General features: G+C 37.5%; 19 protein-coding genes and 1 tRNA gene. 16 read left to right on the forward strand and 4 right to left on the reverse strand.

Going from position 1 to position 24,128, the window contains the following annotated elements; translation table 11 throughout:
- Nucleotides 1-72 precede the first annotated feature (72 nt).
- Entirely contained in the window at nucleotides 73-882 is an 810-nt protein-coding gene (locus tag AC3B5D_RS00130) for a Cof-type HAD-IIB family hydrolase (RefSeq protein WP_489840091.1), read from the forward strand.
- Between the two features lie 106 nt (nucleotides 883-988).
- Here the strand turns inward: AC3B5D_RS00130 and AC3B5D_RS00135 are convergent, their stop codons facing one another.
- Nucleotides 989-2,356, reverse strand: a complete 1,368-nt coding sequence (locus tag AC3B5D_RS00135; protein ID WP_489840090.1) for a UDP-N-acetylmuramoyl-tripeptide--D-alanyl-D-alanine ligase — start codon at nucleotides 2,354-2,356, stop codon at nucleotides 989-991.
- Between the two features lie 180 nt (nucleotides 2,357-2,536).
- Between AC3B5D_RS00135 and AC3B5D_RS00140 the strand changes: the two genes are divergently transcribed.
- The 15 genes from AC3B5D_RS00140 to AC3B5D_RS00210 all read left to right on the forward strand — a co-directional run bounded on the left by AC3B5D_RS00140 (nucleotide 2,537) and on the right by AC3B5D_RS00210 (nucleotide 21,762).
- Nucleotides 2,537-3,517 carry a rod shape-determining protein gene (locus AC3B5D_RS00140; protein WP_489840089.1) on the forward strand — a complete coding sequence of 327 codons (981 nt, stop codon included), beginning with the start codon at nucleotides 2,537-2,539 and terminating at the stop codon, nucleotides 3,515-3,517.
- An 11-nt stretch (nucleotides 3,518-3,528) separates the two neighbouring features.
- Nucleotides 3,529-3,738 (forward strand): DUF2969 family protein, encoded by a 210-nt coding sequence (locus AC3B5D_RS00145; protein ID WP_489840088.1) that lies wholly within the window; start codon nucleotides 3,529-3,531, stop codon nucleotides 3,736-3,738.
- Between the two features lie 28 nt (nucleotides 3,739-3,766).
- The gene (locus tag AC3B5D_RS00150) at nucleotides 3,767-4,951 is read left to right on the forward strand and encodes an FtsW/RodA/SpoVE family cell cycle protein (RefSeq protein ID WP_489840087.1); all 1,185 of its coding nucleotides are present in this window, start codon (nucleotides 3,767-3,769) and stop codon (nucleotides 4,949-4,951) included.
- Between the two features lie 118 nt (nucleotides 4,952-5,069).
- Nucleotides 5,070-5,861 carry a pyrroline-5-carboxylate reductase gene (gene proC, locus AC3B5D_RS00155; protein WP_489840086.1) on the forward strand — a complete coding sequence of 264 codons (792 nt, stop codon included), beginning with the start codon at nucleotides 5,070-5,072 and terminating at the stop codon, nucleotides 5,859-5,861.
- 86 nt (nucleotides 5,862-5,947) lie between these two features.
- Nucleotides 5,948-6,019: transfer RNA gene (locus tag AC3B5D_RS00160), tRNA-Glu, on the forward strand.
- A gap of 204 nt (nucleotides 6,020-6,223) precedes the next feature.
- Nucleotides 6,224-8,755, forward strand: coding sequence for a M1 family metallopeptidase (locus AC3B5D_RS00165; protein ID WP_489840085.1), 2,532 nt, complete (start codon nucleotides 6,224-6,226; stop codon nucleotides 8,753-8,755).
- A 26-nt stretch (nucleotides 8,756-8,781) separates the two neighbouring features.
- On the forward strand, nucleotides 8,782-9,588 hold the full coding sequence (locus AC3B5D_RS00170; protein ID WP_489840084.1) for an HAD-IIB family hydrolase: 807 nt from the start codon (nucleotides 8,782-8,784) through the stop codon (nucleotides 9,586-9,588).
- Nucleotides 9,589-9,803: 215 nt separating this feature from the next.
- Nucleotides 9,804-11,792, forward strand: coding sequence for an ABC transporter ATP-binding protein/permease (locus AC3B5D_RS00175; RefSeq protein ID WP_489840083.1), 1,989 nt, complete (start codon nucleotides 9,804-9,806; stop codon nucleotides 11,790-11,792).
- 201 nt (nucleotides 11,793-11,993) lie between these two features.
- The gene (nagA, locus tag AC3B5D_RS00180; protein ID WP_489840082.1) at nucleotides 11,994-13,169 is read left to right on the forward strand and encodes an N-acetylglucosamine-6-phosphate deacetylase; all 1,176 of its coding nucleotides are present in this window, start codon (nucleotides 11,994-11,996) and stop codon (nucleotides 13,167-13,169) included.
- Between the two features lie 5 nt (nucleotides 13,170-13,174).
- Nucleotides 13,175-13,879: a GntR family transcriptional regulator gene (locus tag AC3B5D_RS00185; protein ID WP_489840601.1), complete on the forward strand. Its 705-nt coding sequence runs from the start codon at nucleotides 13,175-13,177 to the stop codon at nucleotides 13,877-13,879.
- A 262-nt stretch (nucleotides 13,880-14,141) separates the two neighbouring features.
- Complete coding sequence (gene rpsD, locus AC3B5D_RS00190) at nucleotides 14,142-14,753, forward strand: 30S ribosomal protein S4 (protein ID WP_489840081.1); 612 nt, start codon at nucleotides 14,142-14,144, stop codon at nucleotides 14,751-14,753.
- 246 nt (nucleotides 14,754-14,999) lie between these two features.
- A complete protein-coding gene (locus tag AC3B5D_RS00195; RefSeq protein WP_489840080.1) occupies nucleotides 15,000-16,733 on the forward strand; it encodes a septation ring formation regulator EzrA in 1,734 nt (577 codons plus the stop codon).
- A gap of 397 nt (nucleotides 16,734-17,130) precedes the next feature.
- Nucleotides 17,131-19,701: a cation-translocating P-type ATPase gene (locus AC3B5D_RS00200; protein WP_489840079.1), complete on the forward strand. Its 2,571-nt coding sequence runs from the start codon at nucleotides 17,131-17,133 to the stop codon at nucleotides 19,699-19,701.
- A gap of 229 nt (nucleotides 19,702-19,930) precedes the next feature.
- Entirely contained in the window at nucleotides 19,931-21,223 is a 1,293-nt protein-coding gene (locus AC3B5D_RS00205) for an adenylosuccinate synthase (protein ID WP_489840078.1), read from the forward strand.
- Between the two features lie 2 nt (nucleotides 21,224-21,225).
- On the forward strand, nucleotides 21,226-21,762 hold the full coding sequence (locus AC3B5D_RS00210) for a phosphoribosyltransferase (protein WP_489877523.1): 537 nt from the start codon (nucleotides 21,226-21,228) through the stop codon (nucleotides 21,760-21,762).
- A gap of 106 nt (nucleotides 21,763-21,868) precedes the next feature.
- On the opposite strand, the gene AC3B5D_RS00215 is transcribed toward AC3B5D_RS00210, so the two are convergent.
- The 3 genes from AC3B5D_RS00215 to AC3B5D_RS00225 form a co-directional block, all read right to left on the reverse strand.
- On the reverse strand, nucleotides 21,869-22,765 hold the full coding sequence (locus tag AC3B5D_RS00215; RefSeq protein WP_489840076.1) for a cation diffusion facilitator family transporter: 897 nt from the start codon (nucleotides 22,763-22,765) through the stop codon (nucleotides 21,869-21,871).
- A gap of 1 nt (nucleotide 22,766) precedes the next feature.
- Nucleotides 22,767-23,042, reverse strand: a complete 276-nt coding sequence (locus AC3B5D_RS00220; protein ID WP_489840075.1) for an ArsR/SmtB family transcription factor — start codon at nucleotides 23,040-23,042, stop codon at nucleotides 22,767-22,769.
- A gap of 213 nt (nucleotides 23,043-23,255) precedes the next feature.
- A complete protein-coding gene (locus AC3B5D_RS00225) occupies nucleotides 23,256-24,074 on the reverse strand; it encodes a hypothetical protein (RefSeq protein ID WP_489840074.1) in 819 nt (272 codons plus the stop codon).
- Nucleotides 24,075-24,128: the final 54 nt, after the last annotated feature.

A 24,128-nucleotide genomic window follows, 5' to 3' on the forward strand; every position in this document is an offset into this window, starting at 1 on the left:
GAATGTACAGTTAAGCATGTGAGGGTATGGAGACATGTTCAACTATGAAATGGATAAGGGGTGGAAATTGAGATGATTACAACAATTGCATTGGATTTAGATAATACATTACTCAACTCAGAAAAAGAGATTTCAGCAGAAAATGAACGTATTTTAAAAAAATTACACCGTACTGGTAAGCGAATTGTTTTGTGCACGGGACGCCCAATTCAAGGTATTCAAAAATTTCTTAAACAATTAGCACTATTTGAACCAAATGATTATGCCGTTACATTTAATGGTGGCTTAATTCAACACAATCAAAGTAAAGACATTTTGGCACAGACAACGATTAGTAAACAAGATATTGCTGTTTTATTTGCTGATGCATTGGTTCGACACTATCCAATTGATGTGATTGGCGCTAATCAAGTTTATTCATTGATTGAATTAGGAAAGTCTGCTTATGAAGACTTTATGGGCGCAGCTTTACCTTTTAAAGATGTTGCTTTTGAAGACTTACCTGTTGATCAAGCATTTGGGAAAGCTGTTTGCGCAGCACCAGCAGATGTTGTTCAACGAGTTCGCCAAGAAATGCCAAATGAATTAACAGATTTATTACATATCGTGCCTTCGCGTACAGAACTATTAGAATTTTTGCCTAACCAAGTGAATAAAGCGCGTGGTTTGTCGCAATTAATGTCACATTTTGGTGAATCACTTGAAAATGTGATGACCTTTGGTGATGAAGAAAATGATTTTGAAATGATTCAGCAGGCGGGTATTGGTGTTGCGATGGGTAATGCAATTCCCCAAATTAAGGCAGTCGCTAATGCTGAAACATTGACTAATAATGAAGATGGTGTTGCTGCGTATTTGAAGCAATATTTTGATGTGAAATAGTTGATATTGTCATTTTTATAAAGCAAAAATCGCAGTTGTGCTAGACATGCTCTAATACGACTGCGATTTTCATTTTATATGTTTGTTTCACTCTCATCAGTTTTGGTTATTTTTTTAATTGCGCCACAATATTTTCTAAATGAACACCATGTGATCCTTTCAGCATAATCATATCATCAGCCGTTAAATCAGCTAATAAATCATTTAAAAGAGCTTTTTGGTCATTAACGGCATATCTTTTAACAGCTTGTGAGGTATATTTGGTTTTTAAAGCATTTTCGAGAGCCACAATTTCTTCACCGACGAGATAAACGTGGGCAATCTTTTGTGGATCCAAATTAGCAGCAATACTAGCATGTAGTGTCGCGGAAGCATCTCCGAGTTGTAGCATGTCACCAAGAACAGCCACACGTTTACCAGCTACTGGTGTATTTGCAAAAAAGTTGAGCACTTCTTTTGTTGCTGTTGGATTAGAATTATAAACATCGGACAGAATTTTGCCACCAAATTTACCAGTTAGCCATTCTGTACGATTTTCTGTAATCGGTGCATTTGCTAAAGCTTGGGCAATTTTTGTGTCAGAAATATGTAGTAAATGGCCAACCGTAATTGCAGCCAAAGCATTGGTAATATTGTAACGACCAGTGAGTGGAATAGTATACCGTTGATTACTTTGGTTAGTTGTAAAGCTAGCTTGTAAAGGAGTCATTTCAATATCGCTCGCAAATAAGTCATTAGTACTGTTTAAACCAAAGGACTCATTTTGGAGGCTGGCATGTTGGCTAACACGTTCAATTAATAAAGGTTCATCACCATTAAATACGAGATGACCATGCGTTTTTAAGCCGTTAATAATTTCCATTTTCCCATCGGCGATGCGTTCACGAGTCTTGAAAAATTCGATATGAGCTTCCCCAATCATGGTTAATAATGCAATATCTGGTTTTACCATATTAGACAAGAATGTTAAGTCACCAGGATGATCCATACCAATTTCGATGACTAATAATTCGGTATCAGCTGGCATAGATAGAATCGTTTGTGGTACGCCAATTTCGTTATTAAAGTTTTTGGGTGTTTTGATTGTTTTATAGCTTGTCTCACCAATGGCGGCAATAAAATCTTTCGTTGTTGTTTTACCATTTGAACCAGAAACAGCAACCACTTTTGGCGCAACTTTTGTTAGGTAAGCACTGGCTAATTGTTGATAAGCTGCCAAGGTATCAGGCACAATAATGATTGGTAAATTTGTTGGCATATGTTGATGATCTGCTTGCCACAATGCAACGGTCGCACCATTTTTAACTGCAGCATCAATGTAATCATGGCCATCATTATCAGCAACCAATGGGATAAACAAACTACCCGCAGTTACTTGGCGAGAATCAAAAGTAGTATTAGTCACGATTGCAGCTGCTTCATTTTTAATGGGCGCTTCGAGAATTGTTGCCATTTCTTGTAAAGTTAGCTTCATATTTTTATTTCCTTTTTTAAGATGTTTCTTTATATTTTACATTGTTCATAAAGGACCAGCAAACAAAGTTAGTTGGATACGTATTTTTCAAGATTTTTTCGTTCGTATGGTTTATACTATTAAAGATAGTAATTAGAAATTTGGACGAGCTTGCTCGGTAATAAATAAGAGGTGAAATTCATGGCCAAAGAAATCGGCGTTGATTTAGGAACGGCGAATGTGCTGATTTATGTTGATGGGGAAGGTATTATTTTAAATGAACCATCCGTAGTGGCAATTGATACAAAAACAGAGAAAATTTTAGCCGTTGGTACGGAAGCTTACCAAATGGTTGGTCGTACACCAGGAAATATTCGTGCTGTTCGTCCTCTAAAAGACGGGGTTATTTCAGATTTTGACATGACAGAAGCAATGTTGTCACGCTTTATGTCAAAATTAAATGTTAAAAATGTCATGTCACGACCAAGTGTGATGGTATGCGCGCCAACGAACATTACCAGTATTGAGCGCAAAGCAATTATTGGTGCAGCTGAAAAATCAGGTGGTGGTAAAGTTTACTTGGAATATGAACCCAAAGTTGCAGCAGTTGGGGCAGGATTAGATATTTTCTCACCGATTGCATCAATGGTCATTGACATGGGTGGTGGTACATCGGATATTGCGGTACTTTCACTTGGGGATATTGTGACGTCAGAATCGATTCGTGTTGCTGGTGATAAAATGAATGCGGATATCTCGGCGATGGTCAAAAAGGATCACGGGTTACAAATTGGTGAACGGACAGCTGAACAAATTAAAATTCAGATTGGTACGGCAACGCCATTAGATGATCCTGAAGAAATGGATGTGCGCGGTCGTGATAGTTTTACAGGAATGCCACGAACAGTGACACTCAATGCTAATGAAGTTGAAGTGGCAATGCACGATACATTAACACAAATTGTCGATGCGGCACATGCTGTTTTGGCTCGTATTCAACCGGAATTGGCGTCAGATATTATTGATCGCGGTATTGTATTAACTGGTGGTGGTGCACTGCTACGTGGAGTTGATAAATTGATTGCACAACATCTAGGTGTTCCTGTTATGATTTCAGAGAAGCCACTAGATAATGTTGCTAAAGGAGCAGGGATGCTTCTTGCACACATGCATGCAAATTAAGGAAGGTTATTATGGCACGAAAAAATAAACCGGTTGCTGTTGAAATCAACGAATTAGATGATAATATTTCAGAAGTGATGATTAATAAGGTGACGTTAGGGCAAGTTGATGAAAAAACATCACCAATGGTTGTGACGTTTGCAGATGGTCATCAAACAACAACAGATAGTTTTGATGATGCTGTTGCAAGTTTACTTGCAGAATTCAATTTACATCATTAATTGATAAGCCAATGAGAAAGGAGGCAATATGCTGAAACGTTTTTTCTCAAGAGATGGTGGCGAGATTGATTGGTCAATTATTTTTGTGGTTTTAATGTTAGCGTTGATTGGATTAGCTTCACTCTACGTTGCAGGAACACATGATGCGAGTGTCAATGTCACACGTATGGTACTTTTACAGTTAGCTTACTATGTTGTCGGTATTATTGGTGTTGCAATCATTATGCAATTTGATTCTGAACAATTGTGGCGTATCGCACCCTATGGGTTTGCCATTAGCATGGTCTTGATGATTGCTGTCTTATTCTTCTATTCAAGAAGTTATTATGCTAGTACGGGTGGAAAGTGGTTTGCTATTGGACCAGTAACCTTTCAACCAGCAGAGATTATGAAACCAGCATTTATTATTATGCTAGCAAGGGTCATTACAGATCATAATATTGCGAATCCAACACATACCATGAAATCAGATTGGCGTCTGCTAACGAAAATTGTTTTATGGACACTACCAGTGTTAATTGTTAATGGTAGTGATTTTGGAACAAACATGGTGTTCATTGCCGTTGTGTTTGGTATGACACTAGTTTCTGGTTTATCCTGGTTATACTTGGGACCGATTATTGCCATTGTTGGTTCGTTAGGTTCAGTAGCCATATTATTTGTGACACAAACATGGGGTCGGCATTTACTTGAACATATTGGTTTCAAAGCATACCAGTTTACTCGTGTGGACGCGTGGTTAAATCCACAAAATGATACGTCAAATGGTGCGTATCAATTATGGCAGTCAATGAAAGCCATTGGTTCTGGTGGCATCACTGGTACAGGATTTAATGTATCACACGTTGATGTACCAGTTCGTGAATCAGATATGATTTTCTCAGTTATTGGTGAAAACTTTGGGTTTGTTGGTGGCATTCTGTTGTTGATTTTATATTTCTTGTTGATTTATCAAATTATTCAAGTTGTCTTTGATTCATCAAATCAATTTTATGCCTATATTGCAACAGGTGTTGTTATGATGTTATTGTTCCATATTTTTGAGAATATTGGGATGAATATTGGTTTAGTACCTTTAACCGGTATTCCACTACCATTTATTTCGCAAGGTGGTTCGGCGTTAATTGGTAACATGATTGGTATTGGTTTGATTATGTCGATGAGATATCATAATAAATCATTCTCGTTATCTGAACGCGAAGGATTTTCATAATGTGAGATGGTTTAAAAAGAAGTTGAGACCAATTAGCTAGGTTCTTGTACTGATTTTTAAACCTTTTTTTGTGAGTTATGATATGATAAAAATGATTTTGAAAACAAAGGAGTATCACATGCTAACAATCGGATTTATTGGTGCTGGTAATATGGCCAAGGCAATGATGCAAGGTTGGTCGGGTAATCAGGAAGTACAATTAGTTGTTCATTCCCCTCATTCAGGACAAAAAGTGGCAAACGACTTGCATATGACTGCAAAAAGTTCAGCGTTAGATGTTTGGATGTCATCGGATTTGGTCGTTTTGGCAACACCACCTGAACAATTAGCAGCTGTTGCAAATGAACTACAACCAGGTATTGCAATGAAACCTGATGTGATTGTCGTTTCAGTACTTGGTGGTATTTCTTTAGCACAACTACACAAAGCTTTGGGTCAAAAAATAGTGGTTGTTCGTGCTCTGCCAAATGTTAATGTGGCTGTAAAATATGGTTACACTGCCTTAGCTTTTGATAAGGATGTGGCTGCAGATATTAAAGGGGCAGTGGCGGCATTGTTCTTGGAATTTGGTCGAGCTGATGAACTGCCAGAAGAGCAATTTGGTATTGCAAGTGCAATTGCTGGTTCTGGACCAGCTTTTGTTGCGGCCTTTACAGAAGCCTTGAAGCAAGTTGGCGTTGCGAAAGGCTTATCAGAAAGTATCGCAGCTCGATTAGCCGAACAAACGGTCGTTGGCACGGCACAGCATATGATGCAAGCTAAAAAGGCACCAATGGTATTAGCTAATGAAGTGATGACACCCGGTGGGTCAACTGCGGCGGGATATGAAGTCTTGACGACGGGTGGCTTGAATCAATTAATCAAGGATACGATTACTGCAACAATGGCTAAAAATGCATCCTTTGAATAAATGAGATTTCATATAAAAAGGCTTGCAAACGATTATTGAAGCTGGTATGATTATTTATGTTGTTGAAGCAACGAAGTAATCATTGTGGCTCATTGGTCAAGCGGTTAAGACTCCGGTTTTTCACACCGGCATCCAGGGTTCGACTCCCTGATGAGCTATTTTTTAAAGAACTGACAGAGATGTCAGTTCTTTTTTTTGCGACTAGCTCATAATTACTATCAATTTGTGTCATGTCATTCTTTTTTATGAGCAGATCCTTAAGACAAAATAACGTTAAATCAGACACTATGATAAAATAAGGTCAGATGAAATTTATTACTTAATTTATATTAAGAGATGTTTAAAAAGGGGATTTTGAATTTATGACAGAAGGACAGCGCTTGATAAATGTATTTCGGCCAACCCATTATGATATCTATTTAGATATTAATCGAGAAACCAAAGTTATTGCTGGTCAGACTACGATTAAGGGGACGGCAATGCAAACGGCAATTCGTTTAAATCAAAAGTTTATGTCAATTAATAATGTGACTGTTAATGGTCAAACAGTTATCGCGACGACTGATGATGATGCAGAAACATTGAATTTTATGGCACCACAAACGGGTGATTTAACAATTGTGGTTGATTATACAGCACCATTAACTGATACGATGATGGGTATTTATCCGTCATATTATCAATTACATGGCCAAACAAAGCAATTGATTGGCACACAATTTGAAACAACAGCTGCTCGACAAGCCTTTCCTGGCATTGATGAGCCTGCAGCTAAAGCGACATTTTCATTAGCAATAAAATTTGATGAACAAGCGGGTGAAACGATTATTGCTAACATGCCTGAGAAAAAAGTGGTTGATGGTGTTCATTATTTTGATGAAACTGTAAAGATGTCAACATATCTTGTTGCTTTTGCATTTGGTGATATGCAGCGTAAACTGACCCAGACAAAAAGTGGTGTTCAAGTTGGTGTTTTTGCAACCAAGGCACATCAAGCGTCTGAACTTGATTTTGCGCTTGATATTGCGAAACGATCAATTGAATTTTATGAAGACTATTATCAAACACCATACCCATTACCACATTCATGGCAACTAGCATTACCTGATTTCTCAGCAGGAGCAATGGAAAATTGGGGCTTGGTGACTTATCGTGAAGCTTACCTAGCAATTGATGAAAACAATGCTTCTATTGAAATGAAGCAACAAGTGGCAACGGTGATTGCTCATGAATTAGCCCATCAATGGTTTGGTGATTTAGTCACGATGCAATGGTGGGATGATTTATGGCTTAATGAAAGTTTTGCCAACATGATGGAGTACGTGGCAATTGATGCGCTAGAACCCGATTGGCATATTTGGGAAACTTTCCAGACTTCAGAAGCGGCAGCTGCATTACAGCGTGATGCAACTGATGGCGTCCAGCCGGTGCATGTTCAAGTAGAAAAACCCGCTGAAATTGATGCTATTTTTGATGCGGCTATCGTCTATGCGAAAGGGGCTCGCATGTTAGTGATGGTGCGAGCATTGATTGGTGATGATGCACTACGTCAAGGATTGAAGGATTATTTTGAAGCCCATAAATTTGCTAACGCAACTGGATCTGATTTATGGGCTGCTTTGGGCAAAGCGTCAGGTATTGATTTGACAGCAATGATGAATACTTGGTTAGAACAACCAGGTTACCCTGTTGTTAATGTGAAAGTTGTTGACGGTCATTTGACAATAATGCAAGAACAGTTCTTTATTGGAGATGGCGTCGATCAACAACGAAAGTGGCAAATACCGTTGCATAGTAATTATTCAGATTTACCAGAATTGTTAGTGACTAAAGAATTGAATTTGGGAGATTATGAGATTTTACGTCAAACAGCTGGGGCACCATTCCGCTTGAATGTTGATAATACAGCTCACTTTATTGTTAATTATGAGCCAGCATTATTAGCAGATATTTTAGAGGATATTGATAATCTAAATCCAGTAACACAATTACAATTACTCCAAGATTTACGTTTATTAGCTGAAGGTCGTCAGATATCTTATGCAATCGTCGTACCACTATTGAAAAAATTTGCGACAAGTCATTCAAGTGTTGTTAATACAGCACTTTATCAAGTCATTGAAAACTTGAAAAAGTTTATTGTGCCAGATACACTTGCAGAAAAACAGTTTAAGCACTTAGTGGCAACTTTGAGTGCAGAGCAATTTAATCGTTTGGGGTGGTATAAGCAGGCAAATGAAGATAACGATGATCAAGTCAGTCGACCAGTTATTGTTGATGCGGCATTATTTGCTGATAATACAGTTGCAGTGACATCCGCACACGAGTTAGTTGTTGCAAATCAACCTAATCTTATTAACTTACCTGCTGATATTCGCGCAAGTGTCTTAGCTAATGAAGTCAAGCACCATGGCAATGCTGTCTTGTTTGAGCAATTGTTAACAGATTATCGGACAACAGCTGATGGTGGTTATCAACGCGATATCATGAAGGCGTTAACGAAAACCTTGGACACGAATTTTATACAACAACTCATCGGTTATTTCAAAGATAGTCAAACGATTAAACCACAAGATTTACGCGGGTGGTACCAAGGTATTTTGGCAAATGAACGTGGTCAGCAAATGGCATGGGATTGGCTAAGAACAGAATGGTCTTGGCTTGAACAAACAGTGGGTGGTGACATGGAGTTCACAACGTTCATTACAGTGACTGCGAAAGTCTTTAAAACGGCTGAGCGATTAGCAGAATTTAAAGCATTCTTTGAGCCAAAATTAGATACGCTAGGTTTGACTCGTGAGATTAAAATGGATATTAATGTGATTGCTGGCCGGGTTGCTTTAATTACTGATGAACAAACGGTTATTAACGAAGCAATTGCCACATCGTTATAATAATTGATGGGATAAGGAGAAATCATATGACACGTTTATTCGTGACCGACTTAGATAAAACTTTTTTAAATTCAGAACGAGAATTTAATGTGCCACGTTTTACATCTATTTTAGATAAGTTAGATGAAAAACGAGATAAATTTGCCATTGCGACTGGTCGTGATGAAAATTGGGTGCGTAATAAGTTTGGTAAATTAGCAGATCGTGTTCATTTAGTAACGGGTAATGGTGCAACTTGGCGTGTGAATGGGTCTAATCACTTGCACATTCGTAATATTGATGCAACTGCATTACCTAAATTAGAGGAAATTCTAATTGATGATACTTTCGAAACAATTGGTGTGATTGCTTTTTCCGTAAATAATATGTACAATTTAGCAGGATTGCAAGACTTACCTGATAATATGCAAGATTATATGGCTCAAGTTTATCCAAATATGGCCACAGTTCAGCATTTAGCAGATATTCCAGAATTATTAACAAGTGTCACGGGTATTTTTACACCATCGCATTCTGAAGAAGCCATTGCATTAATTGATGATAATCATTTACCATTACATGCAACAACGTCTGGTTATGGCACAGTTGATATTTTAGCGGCTGGTGTGAATAAAGCGACTAGTTTGGAAATGTTGATTGATGAAATTGATTTGGCACCTGAAGATTTAACTGTTTTTGGTGATGGCATGAACGATTTAGAAATGATGCAATTAGCGGGTAACGTCTATATCATGCCAAATTCTGACGAACGGTTATTTGGTCGAGGATATCATGTTGTCGCAAAGGATAGCGATCATGATGGTGTTTTAGAAACACTTGAAAAAATAATTTAAAATGTATACAACCTAATTAGGCCTAGCACCTAGCCATATTATTTTGGTCGTTGCTAGACCTTTTTATATGTTGTCAAATGATTATCTGATATAATTATTTATTTTTTATTGATTTTGAAATAGTGACAATAATACTATCCTTGACGGTGCTTGATGTAAAAGGTTAAACTAATTAAAATAAATTGCACTGAAAATAGGAAGCCGGAGGAGAGTTAATGGCATACTTAGAGTTACGAGACATTCATAAATCGTACTATCTTGGTAAAGAAGAATTTCCAGTACTAAAAGGGATTGATCTTGATTTTGAATTGGGGGAATTTGTTTCAATTCTAGGAGAATCAGGTGGTGGTAAGTCAACCTTGATGAATATTATTGGTGGACTAGATCGTGAATTTGAAGGTTCGGTGACAATTGATGGTCAAGTTTTAGATCATAAACAAGAAAAACAACTTGATGAATATCGTCGGGGAACCATTGGTTACATTTATCAATCTTACAATTTGATCAGTCATTTGACCGTTCTTGAAAATGTTATGGTCTCACTTGAAATGACAGTTTTATCACAGTCGGAAAAAGTTGACCATGCGACAGCTTTGCTAGAGCGTGTCGGGTTAGCAGAACAAATTAAAAAACATCCGAATCAATTGTCTGGTGGTCAAAAGCAACGTGTTGCCATTGCGCGAGCATTAGCTTCTGATCCGCGCATTATTATTGCTGATGAGCCTACGGGGGCTTTAGATTCAAAAAACACAGCCGATGTTTTGAAAATTTTGGATGAAATTGCAGCTGAAGGCCGTTTGGTTATTGCAGTGACACATTCACAAGAAGTTGCTGACCACGGGACACGTATTGTGCATTTAGCAGATGGTCAAATTGATAATGATCAACGGTTACGAGAGGCTTATCCGGTCAATAAAAATGCTGAACATATGCAAGACCGACCACTACCAGCAACGGCTTCTTATCGAAATGCGTACAAACATTTAACTTTCAGCTTTTGGCGTAATTCATTGATTATGTTGGGAACCGCTATTGGTTTGTTTGCTGTGATGTTATTTACGGGTCTTGGAAATGGTGTCAAAGCCTATATTAATGATCAAGTGAATTCTCTTGCAAATCCAACTGCGATTACAGTTACTCGTTATCAGGATGAAGATAATGACAATTCTGGTATTGGTCAAACAACTGCCGGTGGTAGTGCCACTGATATTGCAAAAACGACCATTTCTGATAAACAAATGAAACAGATTAAGCATCTAAAAGGAGCTAAAGCTGTGCAGCCAGGCTATCAAATTGCTGGTGTGAAAGCGAAATTGCAAAACAAAGATTACAATCTGGGAACGGTGCAGACGTGGTCAGCAACTTATCAAAAGAAACTTGTTAAAGCCGGGCATTTGCCAGGTAAAAATGAAATTTTGGTTGATAAAAAGACGGTTGCTAAGAAATTTAATACCAAAAATTGGCAATCAGTCGTTGGCAAAACCATGACGGCAACTTGGACCACAGTGAAAGCAGATGGTCGAACACCAGTAACAATTACAAAAGATTTGAAAATTTCTGGTGTGATCGATGCAGGTAAGGCTGGAACAGCCAATGTTGTTAGTTATCAAACTGTCCATGCAGCTAATAAAGAAGCCGGGGCTGTCACAAATGCCTTATTTGCCACTGTTCGAGTAGCAACACCAGATGATGTTAAACCTTTCCAAAAAGCAATTAATAAATTGAAGGATTCTAATAATAAGCGATTATATACAGCGATTACGGTTGGGTCTATTTTGGATACCATTAATACCATCGTGACATTAGCAACAAATGTTTTGGCAGCGATTGCCGCTATTTCCCTAGTTGTGTCAGCACTGATGATTATTGTGACAATGTTTATGTCTGTTTCAGAACGAACAAAAGAAATTGGTATTTTACGTGCCTTAGGTGAAAGTAAAAAAGACGTTCGTCGTTTGTTTACATCAGAGTCACTACTGATTGGTATGGCAAGTTTTGTGTTGTCATTAGTACTAGCCTTTGGTATTGGTGCAATACTTAATTCGGCATTATACAAGATTGCAAAGTTTAATATGATTCAAATTTCAGTTGGTAACGTCATCACAACCCTTATTTTGGCGTTAGTGATTTCATTCCTTGCTGCACTATTACCAGCTCGTCGTGCCGCAAAGTTGAATCCAATCGATGCCTTGGCAGCTGATTAATTAATTGATAAAAGATATAAGAAAGCCAAAGATGACCGTTAATTAACGGCATAGTCTTTGGCTTTTTATTTTTCAGGACATTTGTGTTAGATGTCTGACTAGAAAAATCGGTCTAGACCGTGTAAACTTGAAGACGATTAGAAATGAATGTCAAATGGTGGTTATCCACTTGTAACATTGAAAAAATAAGGGGAACATATCATGAGTAAAGTTTTAACGCACGCAACGATTTATACTGGTGAAGATGAACAACCGGAGATCAAGGACGCTTATATTCGATTTGATAAACAAATTGAAGCAATTGGACCAATGTCAGCCTTAAAAATCAAGACAACAGATGATGTTATTCGTGCTGACCGTAAAGTCATTGTACCCGGATTTATTGATGTCCATACACATGGTGCGTATGGTTTTGATACAATGGATGGCCAAGCAACTGATATCGTTAAAATGGTCCATGGTCAAATTTCTGAAGGAATTACCTCTGTTTTTCCAACGACGATGACACAATCCGTTGATAATATTTCAAAAGCAATGGTTGCAGTAAATGAAGCTGCGCAACAAGAACCAGCGATTATGGGTGTTCATTTAGAGGGACCGTTTATTAATCCACATTTTAAGGGTGCGCAACCAGAACAATATATTATTGCTCCTAGTAAGGAATTAGTTCAAAAATGGCATGAGTTATCTGGCAATCGTGTCCGTTTAATTACGTATGCACCCGAACAAGCAGACAATGTCGCAGAATTTGAAGATTATTTAATTGAAAATCACATTGTTGGTTCAATTGGTCATTCAAATGCAACACGTGAATTTTTGCAAACGAATTCTAAAGCTAGTCACATTACGCATTTGTATAATGCACAACGGCCAATGGCCCATCGTGAACCTGGTGTCACTGGACATGCTATGTTAGAAGATAATATTCATACCGAATTAATTGTGGATGGTTTCCACGTGTATCCTGATATGGTCAATTTAGCTTATAAATTAAAGACTGCTCATCGAATTGATTTGATTACTGATTCAATGCGTGCAAAGGGTCTTGGTGATGGTGAATCTGAATTAGGTGGGCAAAAAGTTTGGGTAAAAGATAAGCAAGCTCGCTTAGCAGATGGCACATTGGCTGGTTCTGTTCTAGAATTCGATGATGCCTTTCGTAATATGATGGTCTTTACAGGTGCATCAATTCATGAAGCCATTCAAATGGCATCAGTTAATCAAGCCCTTGAATTTAATCTTGATCAAAAGGGTACGTTGACGGTCGGCAAAGATGCCGATCTGAATATTTTTAGTGCTGATTTAACAAGCTTAGAAGCGACCTATAGCTTGGGTCGTCGCTTTTCTAAGCAAGATGGCATTGAAACAAAGGAGTAAGGATGATGGGATCGCCAGTATATATTCAAATTCATGATGAGATTCACGAAGCAATTGCAGCTGGTCGGTGGGTTCCTGGTGATAGGATCCCAGCAGAACGCGAATTAGCTGAACAATTTGGTGTTTCCCGTATGACATTAAGACAAGCGATTATGTTGCTCGTTGATGAAGGTATTTTAGAGCGCCGCGTGGGTTCAGGCACGTTTGTATCCGAACAAAAAGTGCAAGAACATTTAAATGGTATTACTTCGTTTACGGATTTGATGGCGGATGCTGGTAAGAAAGCCACGTCCAAAACAGTTAGTTTTCATGTGGGCCGGGCGTCAAATTCAGAACAAGAGCAATTACAACTCACGCCAGATGAGCGTGTATTGCGAATGGAACGTGTCAGATATGGGGATGGTGAACCAATTGCGTTTGAAGTAGCAGCAATTCCGGAAACTTTAGTCACTGGGTTATCACGGCAAGCATTAACTGATTCTTTATATCGAACATTAGCAACAGAACGTGGTTTAAAAATAGGACGCGCACAACAAACAGTCACGGCAGCAGCGGTTAAAGAAAGGGTTTCAGAATATTTAGCCATTAAACGTGGAGATCCTGTATTAGTATTACGTCAAATTACTTATGATACAAAAGGTGTCCCGTTTGAGTATGTGCAAACACAGTATGTTGGTGCAAGATTCGAATTTTATATGGAAAAGTCATAAACGTTAGTTCGATTAATGCTATGTTATGAGACGGTTAATGATAAATGCTTGTCTATTTACAAATATTTTGGTATGATATTCAAAGTGTTGAAAACTGCAGCGGATTGTCCGCAAGCTCGTCAACAATTTATCGACCTGTTTCAATGATGGCAGAGAACACGCTAGTAACTGCGCTGCAGCGGTGAACGTTTGGATAAATTGCACGAATGTGAGGCAATTCTCTAGAATTCAACAAAATAAAAATTCTGGAGGACATTTAAATATGTCACGTTATACTGGTCCTAAGTACCGTTTGTCACGTCGTCTGGGTGTTTCATTATCAGGTACTGGTAAGGAACTTGCTCGTCGTAATTATGCACCTGGTGATCACGGTGCCGGCCGTCGTTCAAAGCCATCAGATTATGGTATTCAATTAGCAGAAAAGCAAAAGGTGCGCTTCACTTACGGTATGACTGAACGTCAATTCCATAACTTGTTCTTGAAGGCAGGTAAGATTCGTAAGGGTACTCACGGTGATAACTTTATGTCATTACTAGAACGTCGTTTGGACAACATTGTTTACCGTCTAGGTTTGGCAACAACTCGTCAACAAGCACGTCAACTTGTTAACCATGGTCACATTTTAGTTGATGGTAAGCGTGTTGATATTCCTTCATACGAAGTTTCTGTTGGACAAGAAATCTCAGTTCGTGAGAAGTCACAAAAGAATGTTTACATCCAAGCTGCTGTAGAAGCACAAGCTGGTACGTTACCATTCGTTGAATTTGATAAAGATACATTAAAGGGAACTTTGGTTCACGAACCAGAGCGTGCAGAGTTAGATCATGAATATAACGAAGCCCTAATCGTTGAGTACTACAACCGTATTGGATAATTTTTTATTATTTAATGGAGTTTGTGGCACACAATGTCAAAAAGCCAAGACAATTGTCTTGGCTTTTTTTGCAGTTTTTTATATGAGAAAGACACGATAATAAGTTAAAAATTTTTAAAGAACGCCAAATAAACACTAAACAACATAAAAAAATTAGCATGATTGTAATTGACGTGGTACGCTAATCTTATTAGAATTCCCGATAGTTAGGAGTATGGTGAGCATCATTCACCAGATAAAAAGAGTATGACACAGATTGGACATATCGTTATTGGCTTAATTGTTGTTGTCGCAGCCATTTATTTGATTATCTTTGTCTCTCAACGGTTGACTGCACGAAAAGTTAATAAATTAGTCCAAAAGAAAAACGAGTTGGCTGAAATTCCGATGCGTGATCGGTTAGTAAAAGGACGCCAATTGAGTTTGACGGGACAATCTTTGAAGCAATTCCAATTGTTAGAAGCAAAATATAATCAGTTAGAAAAAAACGAATTTAATAACATTGATTTAAAAGCAAATACAGTGTTGTTTGATTCACAAGGATTAAATTTCGTAAAGACGGCGCAAGGATTAAAAAGTTTACAACAGCAAATACGTGATGCAAAAACAATTATTGACGTTGTTAATCAAGGATTAAATGATTTAGAACAGTTAGATGCTGCACATAAACAAGCGGTTAAAGATTTAGAAACGAAATATCAAGACTTACGTAAAGTGTTGCTTTCACAAAATTTTTCGTTCGGACCAGCTATTGATAAATTAGAAGAAATATTAGGCTCTCTTGAAGATGATTTTGCTGAATTTGCTCGTTTAACTGAGGCAGGCGATCACGCGACGGCTACTGGTATATATGAAACATTAAGTATGGAAACGAATCAATTAGAACAACGAATTGATCAAATACCTGGTATTTTCCATCAGTTGCATGATACAATTCCTGGGCAGTTGGCCGAATTACAAGAAGCATACGACAAAATGACAGCAGAAGGCTTTAAGTTTGAAACGAACGTTGATAAAGAATTAACAAATATTCAAGAAGAGTTACAAGAAGCGTTGACATTATTGCAAGAGTTGACACTTAAAAAGATTGCTGAATTAATTCAACGTATGGAAAGTCAAACGGAAGTTTTGTATGAAACTTTTGATAAAGAAGCAAAAGCAGCACAGACAGTTTGGGAAAATAATGAAAATCTAACAGGCTATCTTGCTCATAATAAACGACAAAACCACGAATTATACGCGAGATTAGATCGTTTAAATCAAGATTTTGTCTTCTCAAAGGATGAAACTGGTCAAATTCGTAGCTGGGAAATTCAATTGTCAAATAATACGGTTACTTTTGAAGAGTTAAAGCATCAAATTGCACGTCATGAGGTTGTCTTTTCTAATTTAATTGCTGAACAAACGGCCATTCGTAGAGATCTAGAGAGAATTGAACGTGAACAAATTGCGCAATGGAAAGCTTTCCAAGACTTACCAGGACAGTTAGAACAATCAAAAAAGCGTGTAGCACTGTTAGCAGACAAATTAAGATTAATTCAACGGTCATTCGAACGTCAGGGCTTACCAGGCTTACCAGAAACATATTTATCAATTTTCTATTCGGTTAGTGATGAATTAGAACGTGTTAAGCAACAGATAGGTATGTCACGAGTTAATGTTGATGATGTCTTACGACAACTAAGTATTGTGACAGCTGATTTAGATACACTTCATGAAAGAACGGAAAGTCTCATTGAGGCAGCAACGGTTACTGAACGATTGGTACGTAAAGCATCAAGGTATCGTGATAATCCTGCAGTTGTTCAAGCAACTCAACAAGCACGATATTATTATGAAACAGGTTATGATTATGAGCAGTCTATGAAAACTTTGGGTGTTATTCTTGATCAAGTGGAACCTGGGCTAACGGATCGAATTGTGAAGCAGTATCGACAAGAATTGGCAACATTACAAGCAGAATTTTCAGAACAACAATGAATACCTTGTTTAGACAGATTTTAAAATCACATTACTAGTAGGAAAGAGCGTCAATCTACCAATTGAAGTGCCCCATAATTGTTAGACATAAAAATCTAACGATTATGGGGTATTTTTTATGACTAAATATTCAACTGATTTTTATTAATACTGGGCAAAGTGGTCGGTAAAAAATTGTCAATGGTCTTATTAACAGCTACAAAATTGATTATGATAATATTTTAGATTAATATGCATACCTAAAATCGTAGAGAGATATTTTTGGTGGCAGGTCTTTGTCTTATTTTTTGCACGCTTAAAAAGTTACGATTTATAATAAATGTTTACAAATTGTCGTAAATTTGTTAAAATTTAAGCATAAGATAAATATTTTTTTTGCGAAACAAAGGAGAGTTGTATGGAAGAAAATAGACAAAGAGATCATAGCCCGACAAATGTGCAACATGGATTATCAGAATTAGAAGTGCAACAATCTCGGCAAGAATATGGTGAAAATGTGTTCAAAGAAGCACCTAAGGAATCACTGTTCTCTAAAATAAAGCGGAGTTTAAGTGATGTTGCAACCATTATTTTGATTATTGCCGCAGTTATCTCTTTGATCACTTCGATTATGCAGAATAATGGTCACTATTTTGAAAGTGTCTTGATCATTGCAATCGTTATTATTAATTCAGTATTGGCTATCTATCAAGAGGGACGTGCGGAAGCAGCTTTAGACTCCTTAAAAGATTTAGAGCAAGCTGAGGCGACAGTCAGACGTGATGGACAAGTTGTGACCATACCCATTACTGAAATCGTTGTTGGTGATATCTTAATATTAGAAAATGGTAAGCGTATTTCTGCTGATGCCAGATTAATTGAAACAAGTGAATTAAGGGTTGAAGAATCAGCACTAACCGGTGAAAGTGAAGCCATCGAAAAAGATGAAACGCAACACTCAAAGCCAGAGGACTCGTTAGGGGATCGGTTAGATGTTGTCTATCGTGGCACAGTAATTGTTAATGGACGTGGGACCGCAGAAGTCACTGCTGTTGGTATGCAAACTGAAATGGGTAAAATTGCTGGTTTGCTGGGCAATGAACAACGTGAGAAGACCCCATTACAAAACCGGTTAACGAATTTAGGTAAACGATTAAGCATCATTGCCATTTTGTCAGCGCTAATTGTGATTGGATTGGGTATTGCTTATGACGAGCCTTTGTTAACACTGTTTATGACCGCCGTTTCTTTGGCGGTGGCAGTTGTGCCAGAAACATTAATGATTATTGTGACGATTACACTTGCCTTGGGTGTTCAAAAAATGGCCAAAAGACATGCCATTGTGCGTCGTCTACCAGCAGTTGAAACTTTAGGTGCTGCTACAGTGATTGCCTCGGATAAAACGGGGACATTGACGCAAAATAAAATGACAGTACGTCGTATTTGGGATGCACAAGCTAATCAAGTGTATGATGATAAACAAATTAAAAATCAATTGTCTGACGTTTTAAAGTTTGGTGCGTTGTCAACTAATGTGACAAACCCCAAACATCAAGTCACTGGTTTGCCAACTGAAGTTGCTATGGTCAACGCATTGGGACGATATGGTGACTACGAACAGTTACAGAAAGATTATCCAAAAGTATTTGAGATACCATTTAATTCAACAAGAAAAAGAATGACAACAGTTCATCAAATTGATGATGGCTATTTAGCAGTAACAAAGGGTGCTTTTGATGTCTTGTTGCCTAAATTTCCAGAAACAATGCATCAAGCAGCAAAACAAATTAATGAACAATTTGGTGCAGATGCATTACGTGTCATTGCAGTGGGAATTGTTAAGTTACCTGAAATCAGTGACGAACCAACTGAAGAAGAGCTTGAATCACATATGACATTGTTAGGGTTGATTGGTATCATTGATCCACCACGACCTGAGTCAGCAGCTGCGGTAGCTGAAGCTAGAGCTGCGGGAATTAAACCAGTAATGATTACTGGTGATCATGTTGTTACAGCAAGTGCTATTGCACGTGAAATTGGTATTCTACAAGCAGATGATCTTGCACTTTCTGGTGCAGAACTACATGAAATGTCTGATGTAGAACTTGAGAAAAATGTGACACGGTATGCAGTGTATGCACGAGTCACACCAGAAGATAAAATTCGAATTGTCAAAGCTTGGCAAAGGCGTGGTGATGTGGTTGCCATGACTGGGGATGGCGTCAATGATGCACCAGCTTTACGGAGTGCCGATGTTGGGATTGCAATGGGGGAGACTGGAACCGATGTTGCGCGTGAAGCAGCTGCAATTGTTTTAACTGATGATAATTTTGCAACAATTGTACACGCTGTTGAAACGGGACGTGGCATTTACAATAATATCCGAAAGACAATTAATTTCTTGATTAGTGCTAATATTTCAGAAATTGTTATTATTGTCGCAGCAATGCTCTTTGGTTGGGGGTCACCATTAATTGCGACACAACTACTATTTATTAATTTGGTCGCTGATGGGTTACCTGGTTTTGCGTTAAGCCGGGAACCAATTCATGATAGTGTCATGAATCAAAAACCAGTTAGTCCGAAAGCAAGTATTTTTGCCAATGGGCTGGCAAGACAGATCGTTGTTAATGTATTGCTATTTGCAGTTGTCAGTTTATTGGCACAAGGATATGGTATCTATATTGGTCAACCAGAAATTGGTAACACGATGGCGTTTATTGTCTTATCAGCAACATCAATTCTACACGTGTTTAATATTCGTAGTGATCAGTCAATGTTTAAAATTAAATTCAATGCTAATCCAATGCTAGTCATTATGGCAATCATTGCCTTGGCATTATCACTATTATTGGTTATCTTACCAGTAACACAAACACTGTTTAGCTTTGTACCACTACCAGGAACAGCATGGTTGGTGACAATTGTGTTGGCATTAGTTCCGAATATTTATTGGGAAATTGTGAAAGCAATACGTTATAAAAAATAGATTTTATTGTGTAAGAAGTTCGCTTCTTACACTTTTTTTGTTTTTTAAAAAATATAAAGGTCGTTTTTTAATAGCGATATTTCGAATATATTGCTATAAAATTAACTAAAAGTCGAACTTTTATAGAATGAACATTGAAACAAGTAACGTTTGTTGATAAAATTAATTAGGTGTTGAAAATGTATATATAGTTCGTGTTAGAGCGAATTTTTAAAAATAGGAGGCCATTATGGCAGGGATTGTAGTTGTTGGTAGTCAGTGGGGAGACGAAGGAAAAGGTAAAATTACAAATTTCATCTCACAAAATTCAGATATGGTTGTTCGTTATCAAGGTGGTAACAATGCAGGTCACACCATTTATGTGGACGGTCAAAAATTTGAATTATCTTCAGTACCATCAGGTATCTTTAATCCTAATCGATTGGCAGTTATTGGTAATGGTACGGTGGTTAATCCAAAAGCTTTACTAAGTGAACTGCGTGATATCCAAAAAAAGGGTGTTACCACTGAAAATTTGCGAATTTCTGATCGGGCTCACGTTATTTTCCCGTATCATATGCTCATTGACCAATTGGCAGATGCTAAGAAGGGGGATGGCAAGATTGGTACAACTGGTCGTGGTATTGGTCCAACGTATATGGATAAAGCAGCGCGCGTCGGAATTCGCATGATTGATTTATTAGATAAAGAGGTTCTTCATGAACGTCTAGCAAATGTATTAGCTGAAAAAAATGAATTACTAGAAAAAATCTATGATCATGAACCATATGATCTTGAAAAATTAGTGGATGAATATTATGAATACGGTCAAAAGTTACGGCCATTTATTGTTGATACAACAGTCTTAATCAATGAATATATTGATGACCACAAGCGGGTGCTCTTTGAAGGGGCGCAAGGTGCTATGCTTGATATTGATCAGGGAACGTATCCCTATGTGACATCATCATCACCAGTTGGCGGTGGTGCAACAGTGGGTGCAGGTGTCGGACCAACAAAGATTACACGGGTTGTCGGTGTTGCGAAGGCTTATACATCACGTGTCGGAGATGGCCCATTCCCAACAGAATTATTTGATGAAGTTGGGGACCGTATTCGTGAAATTGGTCATGAATATGGCGTTGTGACAAAACGACCACGGCGTATTGGGTGGTTAGATACGGTTGTACTACGCCACGCTGCAAGGATTGGTGGCTTTACACATCTTTCATTGAATAGTTTAGATGTCTTATCAGGGCTTGATACAGTAAAGTTGGCAGTTGCTTACGAATTAGATGGTAAGCAAATTTCACATTATCCAGCCAGTTTAAAGGATGTCCAACGCGTCACGCCAATTTATGAGGAATTACCAGGATGGCAAGAAGATATTACTGGCGTTAAGTCACGCGATGAGCTACCCCAAAATGCTGAAAATTATTTGAAGCGTGTGGAAGAACTGATTGGTGTACCACTATATACTTTTGCCGTTGGACCTTCAAATGAACAAACAATCATCTTATTTGATATTTGGAATGAGGACTAAGGATGACCGAAATGAGATTAGCACGCACAATTTTATCTGTTAGTGACATTGCACAAATGGTGCAACGTGTTGCAGATGAATTAAATGAAGTACTAGTTGATGTTGAACGGCCAGTATTTATCGGTGTGATGAAGGGGGCTTACATGTGGATGGCTGATTTAATGAGAGCCATGCATCGTGAGGTTGAACTTGATTATATTGACGTTTCAAGTTATGTTGGCGATCAATCAACCGGACATATTACAATTCAACGTGATTTAAAAGTTAATTTGCAAGATCGGACAGTCGTCATATTGGATGAAGTCGTTGATTCCGGTTTGACATTACGTTATCTAAAAGCTGATTTTGAAGCACGAGGAGCTAAAAAAGTTTATGTAGCGGTTGCGACAGATAAAAGACAATCGGCATCTGCTGGTGGAATCACACCTGATTTTATTGGCACGCAGGTACCCGATGAATTTTTGGTTGGTTATGGTATGGATTATAATGAATATTATCGTGCCTTACCATATGTTGCAGTACTTGAACTAACTGAATAAAAAAGTTGCTGAATAAATGTCATCATAAGATTTCAAATTTTTGAAGCAAAAGCGGTGTCCAACTAATCGTGACGTTGGACACCGCTTATTTTTTATATTTTTATCATTAAATATCGTTACAAGGTTCATCGGGCATATTCCGTTCAAGCTGAATGGTTGTATGCTGAATGTGTAAGTCATCTTGTAACATATGACCAAGGTGAGATAGTAATACCATGTCACCTGGGTCATTAACAACGAGATGAACTGTTAATGCTGTCTCAGTTGTTGAAATTCCCCAAATGTGTAAATCGTGTAAACTGATAACTTGTGGATTATCTAAGATTGCCTGTTTAACGACTTCTTCATCGATATTTTCTGGTACACCATTGAAAATCAATAAGATTGATTGTTTAAAAATATCCCAAGATGAAATAATAATGACAAAGCCGATAATGATTGAAATCATTGGATCGATCCAATACCAATTTAATAGCATGGTTAATAATCCAGCAATAACGACACCCAGTGAAACACCTGCATCAGCCATTAAGTGAACATAGGCGCCCTTGGCATTAATATCATCTTTGTGATCGCCAGCCATCGCAAAAAACTTTGCAGCCACAAAATTAATAAGGATACCAACAGCTGACACGATCATAATAAGATTTCCAGCTGGTTCCGTGCCACCATTAACGAGTTTCACGATGGCTTCATACCAAATAACAAAAACAGCCATTAACAAAAAGAGAGCATTAATGAAACTTGCTAAAATAGTTGCATTATGCCAGCCGTATGTGTGTGTCGATGTGGCACGTAACCCAAAAACGGCCACGGCTGCCCATGCTAAAATTAATGAAGCAACATCACTGATACTATGTAAAGCATCAGCAAAAAGGGCAGTTGAATGGGCATAGTGTGCGAATATCATTTCAACAATGATGAAGAGCGTATTGAGAATAATACCTGTTAGATAAGGTAATTGCCTTTTTGGAACGCCTGCATGCTCATGGTGATTATGCATATTATAATTTTTCCTCCAAGTGTTTTGTTGCTAAAGCAATAATTAACCGAATATGATCATCTTTTAAAGCATAAAAGACTTGCTTACCATGTTTATGAGAATCAACAATGTCGGCCTGTTTCAACATTTTTAATTGTTGCGATATATTTGATTGCGAATAGCCAGTTGCGTTAACGAAATCTGAGACGTTTTGTTCATGATTGACTAATATTTTTAGTATCTTCAATCGTAGAACATTCGAAAATAATTTAAAAAATTCTGATAATTGTTCATCCATAAATATATTATAAATCGTTAATATGTTTTTGAAAAGTCATTCTGTTATTAAATTTTAAATTAGTTGATTAGTCAATTTTTTATCAATATAGTTCATATGATGAAAGTATGTTGGTTGAAAAGTAATGATATAATGAAATTTTAATATGTTAATTAGATAATAAAAAAGCACAAACAAAACGGAAGAAATCGTTTGTCTGTGACTGGATTGTATTTATATTTGCTGTAAGAAAATGACCATAATGGTGATAGTCTGTAGCACTGTAAAAAATATCATGCGATAACGTTGTTTCAAATTGAAATTAATCAGCACCATCCAAGTAAAGACGATAATGATTGTTGTTAGAATTGTCCAAAAATTCCAAGGTAATGCTAAAACATTCAACAATAAAATAACACCAAATATTAAAGAAGTTAGTCGTTTATTGCGGCCTTCTGTCACAAATAGACTACTCATGAAATAGAGATAACTAAAAAATAGTGGCAATAAACTCAGGATAAAAGGCTCAGTTAAATACGTATTCTGTTGATAAAAAATGACCACAGGCATGACAAGGGTTGCAACACCTGAATATAATATTAGGCCAAGAATATTTTGCAAGTTTAATAATGGTATGTTGATTAATAGTAACGAGATTGGGAGTAATGCAAGCAACATGACCTGTTGTCCGGTAAATTGTTTATATAGAAAATATAAAAATAAGAGCGGAATTAAGATAACGATATAATTGATCCAACGAGAGAAACCATGGTTAAAAGTTAAAAAGATTGCAATAGCTAAGATAAGACTATAAGTCATTAGTAGCGGGTTATGTTGCCATTGACCACCAGCAAGATTGTTTGAATAAATTAACGGGTATACCCACCAAACGATATTTTGAGCAATGACGCTGACAATTAAGGCAATCCATTGCATTTCTTTTAAACGCGATGATGTTTTTAGACGGCGTTGACGAGTCATTGGCTGATTATCAACAGGCGCTTCTTTAAGCTGGTTTAAACGAGATACATTATCATGAGAATCTATATTCATAAGAATGCCTTTCTAAAAAAATTGTAAGAACTCACTACATTATTGTAGCAAACT

This window comes from Weissella sp. ESL1177, from assembly GCF_058107185.1.

Coding starts and splice junctions, on each gene's coding strand:
- AC3B5D_RS00145 (WP_489840088.1), top strand. CDS start 3,529: ATGGCACGAAAAAATAAACCGGTTGCTGTTGAAATCAACGAATTAGAT.
- AC3B5D_RS00135 (WP_489840090.1), bottom strand. CDS start 2,356: ATGAAGCTAACTTTACAAGAAATGGCAACAATTCTCGAAGCGCCCATT.
- AC3B5D_RS00220 (WP_489840075.1), bottom strand. CDS start 23,042: ATGGATGAACAATTATCAGAATTTTTTAAATTATTTTCGAATGTTCTA.
- AC3B5D_RS00165 (WP_489840085.1), top strand. CDS start 6,224: ATGACAGAAGGACAGCGCTTGATAAATGTATTTCGGCCAACCCATTAT.
- AC3B5D_RS00150 (WP_489840087.1), top strand. CDS start 3,767: ATGCTGAAACGTTTTTTCTCAAGAGATGGTGGCGAGATTGATTGGTCA.
- AC3B5D_RS00185 (WP_489840601.1), top strand. CDS start 13,175: ATGGGATCGCCAGTATATATTCAAATTCATGATGAGATTCACGAAGCA.
- AC3B5D_RS00175 (WP_489840083.1), top strand. CDS start 9,804: ATGGCATACTTAGAGTTACGAGACATTCATAAATCGTACTATCTTGGT.
- AC3B5D_RS00130 (WP_489840091.1), top strand. CDS start 73: ATGATTACAACAATTGCATTGGATTTAGATAATACATTACTCAACTCA.
- nagA (WP_489840082.1), top strand. CDS start 11,994: ATGAGTAAAGTTTTAACGCACGCAACGATTTATACTGGTGAAGATGAA.
- AC3B5D_RS00200 (WP_489840079.1), top strand. CDS start 17,131: ATGGAAGAAAATAGACAAAGAGATCATAGCCCGACAAATGTGCAACAT.
- AC3B5D_RS00225 (WP_489840074.1), bottom strand. CDS start 24,074: ATGAATATAGATTCTCATGATAATGTATCTCGTTTAAACCAGCTTAAA.
- AC3B5D_RS00170 (WP_489840084.1), top strand. CDS start 8,782: ATGACACGTTTATTCGTGACCGACTTAGATAAAACTTTTTTAAATTCA.
- proC (WP_489840086.1), top strand. CDS start 5,070: ATGCTAACAATCGGATTTATTGGTGCTGGTAATATGGCCAAGGCAATG.
- AC3B5D_RS00215 (WP_489840076.1), bottom strand. CDS start 22,765: ATGCATAATCACCATGAGCATGCAGGCGTTCCAAAAAGGCAATTACCT.
- AC3B5D_RS00210 (WP_489877523.1), top strand. CDS start 21,226: ATGACCGAAATGAGATTAGCACGCACAATTTTATCTGTTAGTGACATT.
- AC3B5D_RS00205 (WP_489840078.1), top strand. CDS start 19,931: ATGGCAGGGATTGTAGTTGTTGGTAGTCAGTGGGGAGACGAAGGAAAA.
- rpsD (WP_489840081.1), top strand. CDS start 14,142: ATGTCACGTTATACTGGTCCTAAGTACCGTTTGTCACGTCGTCTGGGT.
- AC3B5D_RS00195 (WP_489840080.1), top strand. CDS start 15,000: ATGACACAGATTGGACATATCGTTATTGGCTTAATTGTTGTTGTCGCA.
- AC3B5D_RS00140 (WP_489840089.1), top strand. CDS start 2,537: ATGGCCAAAGAAATCGGCGTTGATTTAGGAACGGCGAATGTGCTGATT.